Origin of the sequence: Companilactobacillus halodurans, assembly GCF_009600995.1 — a bacterium.
GTDB lineage: Bacteria > Bacillota > Bacilli > Lactobacillales > Lactobacillaceae > Companilactobacillus > Companilactobacillus halodurans.
The window spans coordinates 21,584-28,719 of record NZ_VDFO01000038.1; the positions used below are offsets into that span (position 1 = coordinate 21,584).

The following is a 7,136-nucleotide window of genomic DNA, read 5'->3' on the forward strand; positions in this document are numbered from 1 at the left end:
TAAAGTGAGATAAATCTCGTATCAATCCAACTGCTCACAGTACTTTTTGAAAAAATTTTATTGATAATTTTATTGATAAATAGTACTTTGCCGAAAAATCAACTTAGTTGCTAAGTCGATTCTTTTAGCGACGTGTCTTGGGTCGGTCAAAAGATTTTGCATTAAGTCAACAGCAGCACTGCCCATTTGAGTAGTCGCAACATCAACGGAACTTAATTCAGGATTGACTAAACTAGCAAGGGAAGTATTATTGAAACTAAAAACTTGAACTCGTTTGGGAACGTCGATTTTATGTTCTTGAAGAGCTTTTAACGCACCGGCTGCCATTGGGTCATTTGAAATAAAAAATGCGTGTGGCAGCTTTTTTTGACGGATTGCGTAAGACATTTGTTCATAGCCAGATTGTTTAGTGAAATCGCCTTTGAAACACAATTCAGAATCAAATAACTGATATTTGTCGAGAGCCTTTTTGAAACTGTTATAGCGAAAATCAGGAATAACTCGTAATTTGTCGGTTGAGAGTTCCTCGCCATAAATCAAACCGATATCTTGAATGTTTTGTTGCACGAAGAAATCGACAACTTGTTTAATACCGTATCGAAAATCGGTCAAAATCGTATCGAAACCATTAGGAAATTGGTCATCATCGATAAAGACTAAATTACGAGAAATTTCTTTTAATTGACCAACTTGTTCTGTACTAAATTTTCCCACTGCAATGATGCCATCGATGTCTTTAGGAATTTTGGACAATTCATTGTGAAAAATCCGCATGACATCAAAGCCATATTTAGGAGCCTGTTGCTCAATACCTTCACGAATCGTCATGTAGTAGAGGTCATCTTCTTCTTTAGACTCGGAATACCACTGAACTAAAGCAATGTGTTTTTGGAAACGGGCATTGGGATGATTGGCCTTTTGGTAATTTAATCCCGTGGCAATTTTCAAAATGTTGGTTCTGGTTTCAGCAGTCACTGATAGGGTCAAATCATTATTGAGCACTCGTGAGACCGTGGCTGGTGAAACATGGGCTCTTTGTGCGATATCACGAAGAGTGGCCATCAGTCTAGACTTCCAATAAACTTATCAAAGGCTTTTTGCCCCTGATCGTTCCATTTGAAGACACCAGCATCCTCAAGCACTCTGGAAAAGACGAGACCAGTTTCTTTGAAAATAATGTCAGAAACATTGTCGTCAGTAAAATCATACTTAGTTTTTAGTTGATCAGCCCAAGTTTTGTGGTAATCAGCCATCTTATTAGGTTGACCCAAAACGTAGCGCTCGACTTCCTTTAATTCATCTTTTAAACGAGCTGGTAAAATTGCTCGACCCATGACTTCAATCAAACCAATATTTTCTTTTTTGATATGTTGAACGTCCTTGTGGGGATGGAAGATTCCATCAGGATACTTGTCAGAAGTTTGATTGTCACGCAATACAATATCTAAGACATAGTCTTCACCCTTACGATAAGCAATTGGCGTTACAGTGTGATGACGAGTTTCATTAGTATAAGCTCTCACATCGACAGATTCATCAGAATAATTCATCCAGTGATTATGAATCAAAGTGGCTGCTCTGACTAATTGTTCAGGATTTTTACTTGTTAGACGAATAGTCGACATTGGCCATTTGACGATACCAGCTTGAACATCCCTAACCGGAACTTCAATTTCTCGGTCGATGCCAGCTTTCATCATTGGAAAGTTGTGACGTCCACCTTGATAGTGGTCGTGACTGAGCATTGAGCCGCCAACAATAGGTAAATCAGCATTGCTGCCCACGAAGTATTGAGGAAAGATTCGCGTAATTTCTAATAAATTAGTGAAAGCATGTTGGTCGATAATCATTGGCTGGTGAATTTTGTTGAGAAAAATTGCATGTTCACTGAAATAAGCATAAGGCGAATATTGGAAGCCCCAAGTTTGACCGCCAAGAGTCAATCTGATGACCCGATGATTAGTTCTAGCAGGGTAGCCTAGACGACCCAAATAGCCTTCATTCTCTAAGCAAAGCTGACATTTAGGATAGCCAGTTTGAGCTTTTTTACCAGCCGCTGCAATTGCCTTAGGATCTTTTTCTGGTTTTGACAAGTTGATGGTGATTTCCAAATTGCCATAATCAGTTTTGACATCATAGGAAATATTTTTTGCGATAGCTTTAGTTTTAATGTAGTCATTATTTTGACTCATCTGATAAAAGTAATTTGTGGCGCTTTCGGGACTTTTTTGATAGAGATTCCAAAACTTTTGATTAACGCGGGCAGGCGTTGGTGTTAGAAAATCCATTAATTGGTCATTGAGGATTTCTTTAGCCGTTTGATTGTCAGCAATTTTTTCATTTTTGATAGCTGTTTGAATCAAAGCTGTTTTTAAATCGTCATTTTCTTGATGATTGTCATCACCGACTAAAGCGCAAACTCGATTGTAAAGATAGATACGGTCGAGTTCTTGGTAATCGTTGTCGCCAGCAATTATTTGATCGACAAATTTATCGACACAAGACATTATTTTTCCACCTCGGAGATTTTTAGTTCGCTAGGACCATCTGAGATCTCAGCAATATAGAAGTCAGCTGCATAGCCGACTTTATCCTTGTAAATTTTACCAACATTTTCCTTGAAGTTGTCAACTTGGTCTTTTTCAACAAAGGCAATAGCACAGCCACCAAAGCCGGCACCGACCATTCTAGCTCCAAGGACACCAGGTTGTTGCCAGGCAGCTTCAACTAAACTATCCAATTCGACGCCTGTTACTTCGTAGTCATAGTGGAGTGAAATATGTGATGCATTGACTAATTTGCCAAACTCAACCAAATTGTTGTCCTGCAAGTATTTAACAGCTTTTAGAGTCCGTTGATTTTCGAAGACAGCATGACGGGCGCGACGAAGCAAAGTAGCTTGATCTTTTTTGCCCATACCGATAGCAAATTCATCCATGATTCCGGAATTTACACCGATATAATTGTTTTCGTTTTGTTGCCCCATTTTGACGATGTCAAGTTGGTCGATGCCAAGATTGAAGACGTCGTTTAAAATATTGCCCATCAATAATTCGATTGAAGCTGATGATGAAAGTCCAGCTCCATCAGGTAGATTTCCATGAATATAAAGATTGAAGCCATGATCAATCTTGTAGCCAGCTTTAACAATTAAATAAATCATTCCTTTTAGATAATTTGCCCAATCATCAGCTTTGTCGTATTCAAGTTTATCAAGTGACACGTTAATGATGCCTTTGTCAGGAATATTTTCAGAGTACATTTGGATAGTTTGGTCAGATCTGTTTCCAAAAGCTGCGTAAGTTCCTAAACTGATGGCACAAGGGAAGACGTTGCCGCCATTATAGTCAGTGTGTTCACCAATCAAATTGATTCTGCCAGGTGAGAAAAATAATTTTTCTGCTGGTTTATTAAATGTATTTTCGTATCCTGTTAAAATTTTACTAGTATCCATAATCATTCTCCCATTTTTACTAAATATTTACTTAACAAAATGATATCGCTTTCTAGCTTTTAAAACAAGGTTTAGAGATTTAAAATTACCTATATGATGTTATCATTATATGCATAGATACATGCAACGGAAAAACGAGGAGAAATCTATGAAAATTGCAGTTGTAACTGATACAGCATCGTACTTAACACCGGAGCAAATCAAAAAGTATAATATAACGGTTTTACCCATTACGGTTATTTTGGGTAATAAGCAATATAAAGAGACTGAAGAATTAACTGATGAAGAATTTTATGATTACTTACGAAATGAATCAGAATTGCCAACGACTTCGCAAGTATCGATGGGTCAAATCCAAGAAGCCTACGATCGTTTAGTTGACGAAGGCTACGATACGATTATCTCAATTCACTTATCACTAGGAATCACTTCATTCATGGATAATTTACGAATGTTCGTTAAAACTTATGATAAAGCCAAGGTTTATCCATTCGATTCCATGGCTGCAAGCGCTGCTGAAGCTGACTTAGTCATGTTAGCCGGTTCTTTAGCTCAAAAAAATGTTGATCCAGAAGAAATCGTTGCTAAATTAAAAGACCTTCGTGATTCGACTGATATTTACTTTGCTGTTAACGACTTGAAGCATTTGAGTCGGACTGGTCGTTTGAGCAATCGTTCAGCGATTATCGGCAGTTTGCTCGATGTCAAACCGCTCTTGACCTTTAAAGATGGTAAAATTTATGCCATTGCTAAAGAAAGAACGATGCACCGAGCTTTTCGGATGATTTCACTCGAAATTCAAAAATACGAAGAAGCACATCCTGATTTCAAGTTGCATATCACAGTCGTGGACTCTAATAATCGTGAAATGCTGGCTAAATGGTCGAGTGATTTCACAGCTGCCTTTCCTGAAGCAAGAGTTTCTACAAGTCACTTAGGACCAGCTATCAGTGTCCACACTGGTGAAAAAACGATGGGTGTCGTCTGGGATAAGGACTTTATGGATGAAAACTAGAATAATGATTTACGTCGATGACGTTGATATGAGCGTGGAATTTTGGACGGATGAGTTTGGCGCCAAAGTGGTTGCTAGACAGACTCTAAACGGCGGATACCAAAATGTAATCGTGGGAATTTCTCAGGAAGTGGAATTATCCATTTTTCCTAAGGATTACATTCGAATCTATTCGCCCGAAGTATCTGAGACTGTTCCTTCATTAGTGTTCGTGTCAGATGATTTCGATAGATTGCATGATGAATTAATCAGTGCTGGAGAAATTACGGAAGTTAATGGTGCTTTGACCTTTAATTTTCAAGATCCTGAAGGCAATTATTTTGTCGTCGTAAAAGCTAAGTAGTATAAATAAGCCAAATCCAAATGGGTTTGACTTTTTGTTTTGTGACAATTTGTCAATTTTATTGAAATAACTTTTTTGAGCCCATACAATCGAAGTAAGTACCAGAAAGGACTGCTTTTAGATGAAAGTTACCCTTCAAGAACAACTGGTAAATCAATTGACTAGTTATGTTCAAGACTTGCCAGCAAATAAAAAATTGTTGTCAGAGCGCCAATTAGCTGATAAATATCAAGTTTCGAGAAATACTATTCGTTTTGCTTTGCTGGAACTAGAAGCAACCGGTATCGTCAGAAGGATTCAGGGCAAAGGAACCTTTGTCAATCGAATCAATCTGGATAGTGATTTAGGTTATAGTTTTAAGTTCAATCAACAGATGCGTCTTTTAGGAAAACAACCATCGACCAAAATTATAAATTTTAAGAAGAGAGAAGCTAATGCTTACTTTGCTAAAAATTTAGCAATGGCTGTTGGCGAAGGGATGTTTTTAGTCGAACGTTTGCGTCTGGCAGACAATCTTCCAATGATGTTAGAACGAAGCTTTTTGCCAGAAAAAATTTTTAAAACTTTGAGCTTGGAAGAACTACGTGACCAATCAATGTACGAAGTCTTCCAAAGAGATTTTAACGAAGAAATCAGTTATGCCGATGAATATTTTTCCGCCAGTGTCATTAGTAATTGCAATAGCGAAATTATGCAGTTGAAATCTGGCACGCCATGTTTGCAACTGGAACGAAAATCTTATGATTTACAAAACAGAATAATTGAATTCACTTTAAGCGTTGCTCGAAGCGATGAATTTTCTTATCATGTGCGGCATGATATTGAAGCTTAAAAAAGTTGCCCAATTTTTGTAGCTGCTGAAATAAGAATTTAAAAATTAAATATATGAAAATAAGGAATAAAACAATATTACAAAAATTGCTTTATTCCTTATTTTTTTGTTATTTTTTGCCAAAAATACAATTTTATACGATATTTGGTTAAATTGATATTAAATTATGACCATTTGGGAGTATAGTATAAACATGTTAACAAGTCAGATTCTCTTGGAGATGAAAATATGACAAGGATAGTCGCATATCAAATTCATAAAATGGATATTCCTTTGAAGAGACCATTTATTACTAGCATTCGGACTTCTAATAATCTTAAGGGAATTCTTTATCAGGTGGAATTGGATAATGGTGCGATTGGATTTGGTGAGTCAGCTGAGAATATTAAATTAACCGGCGAATCACGTGATGAAATGTATCGTTTTGCCAAAGATTTCTTTAATGATACTTTGAACCAGCCAATCGACGACACTTTGCTGTCTTTACAAGGATTTTTAAATCACACGGCAGCTCGATATGGAATGGAAGTAGCGATTCTTGATGCTATGGCTAAAGGCGATGGTCTAGAAATATCAGATGAATTGGGATTAACTCTTTCAAAACGAACTTTGGAAAATGACACGATTGTCAGTGTTTTGAGTTTCGAAAAGACTGTGTCAGAAACAAAGCGGATTTTAAAAAAGGGATACCATCATATTAAATATAAAGTGGTCAATAATCCTGATGAAATTGACCGGATTATACAATTGGCTGATATTATTCCGGATGACGTTTCAATAAGAATTGACCCTAATCAAAGTCTAAATTATTTTCAAACTATGGAAATGATCAATGCTTTAGATGAATCCACTTTAAATGTTGAGTTTATTGAGCAGCCGGTGAAGAGTATCAATTATGAAGATATGAAACGGATCAGTCGACAGACAAAAATTCCAATCATTGCTGATGAATCAGTCTTCAATTTAGAAGATGCTAAACGAATCATCGAGAATCATTATGGTTCAGCAATCAATATCAAATTGATTAAGAGTGGGGGACCCTTGGAAGTAATCGAGTTGGCCACTTTTGCTAAACGTCATGACGTTGATTGTCTGTTTGGTTGTACCATTGAAGCCAATATTTCTATGACGATGTCAGCATATTTGAGTGCGGGCTTGTCAAACGTTAAATATATTGATTTAGATGGTCTTGATTACATTGCTGACTCGCCATTTATTGGTGGTATTAAAGATGATCATGGACAAATTATGATACCGAAGCAAGATAATGGCTTAGGAATTAGTTTGTTGCCAAATGAAGCCTTGAAATATATCTCTGACTTTATCAATAATTATGAAGTATAAAAAAATCTCAAATCACTTTTGTGAAGTGAACCCTCCTAGTTGGAGTAATCCAACGGGAGGGTTTTCTTTGTTTTCAAAAGATATTAAATTGGCTTGTATAACAGATGTTAATAATGGGTTGCCTATTGTACAAGCTATGAAAAAATAT

General features: G+C 36.7%; 7 protein-coding genes. 4 read left to right on the forward strand and 3 right to left on the reverse strand.

Features of this window, described 5'->3' with window-relative positions; translation table 11 throughout:
* Positions 1-69: 69 nt before the first annotated feature.
* The 3 genes from FHL05_RS09810 to FHL05_RS09820 are packed head-to-tail and all read right to left on the reverse strand — an operon-like array spanning position 70 to position 3,454.
* On the reverse strand, positions 70-1,065 hold the full coding sequence (locus FHL05_RS09810) for a LacI family DNA-binding transcriptional regulator (RefSeq protein ID WP_162000280.1): 996 nt from the start codon (positions 1,063-1,065) through the stop codon (positions 70-72).
* Positions 1,062-2,507: a UDP-glucose--hexose-1-phosphate uridylyltransferase gene (locus tag FHL05_RS09815; RefSeq protein WP_153385346.1), complete on the reverse strand. Its 1,446-nt coding sequence runs from the start codon at positions 2,505-2,507 to the stop codon at positions 1,062-1,064. Before FHL05_RS09815 ends, FHL05_RS09810 begins: the two co-directional genes overlap by 4 nt.
* Complete coding sequence (locus FHL05_RS09820) at positions 2,507-3,454, reverse strand: galactokinase family protein (RefSeq protein ID WP_153522569.1); 948 nt, start codon at positions 3,452-3,454, stop codon at positions 2,507-2,509. The genes FHL05_RS09815 and FHL05_RS09820 overlap by 1 nt, the downstream gene beginning before the upstream one ends.
* 148 nt (positions 3,455-3,602) lie before the next feature.
* On the opposite strand from FHL05_RS09820, the gene FHL05_RS09825 reads away from it, so the two are divergent.
* The 4 genes from FHL05_RS09825 to FHL05_RS09840 all read left to right on the forward strand — a co-directional run bounded on the left by FHL05_RS09825 (position 3,603) and on the right by FHL05_RS09840 (position 6,988).
* Complete coding sequence (locus FHL05_RS09825; RefSeq protein WP_153385348.1) at positions 3,603-4,469, forward strand: DegV family protein; 867 nt, start codon at positions 3,603-3,605, stop codon at positions 4,467-4,469.
* Complete coding sequence (locus tag FHL05_RS09830; protein ID WP_153522571.1) at positions 4,459-4,812, forward strand: VOC family protein; 354 nt, start codon at positions 4,459-4,461, stop codon at positions 4,810-4,812. The genes FHL05_RS09825 and FHL05_RS09830 overlap by 11 nt, the downstream gene beginning before the upstream one ends.
* A gap of 121 nt (positions 4,813-4,933) precedes the next feature.
* Complete coding sequence (locus FHL05_RS09835; RefSeq protein WP_153522573.1) at positions 4,934-5,644, forward strand: GntR family transcriptional regulator; 711 nt, start codon at positions 4,934-4,936, stop codon at positions 5,642-5,644.
* Between the two features lie 228 nt (positions 5,645-5,872).
* A complete protein-coding gene (locus FHL05_RS09840) occupies positions 5,873-6,988 on the forward strand; it encodes an enolase C-terminal domain-like protein (RefSeq protein ID WP_153522575.1) in 1,116 nt (371 codons plus the stop codon).
* The last annotated feature ends 148 nt before the right edge of the window (positions 6,989-7,136 follow it).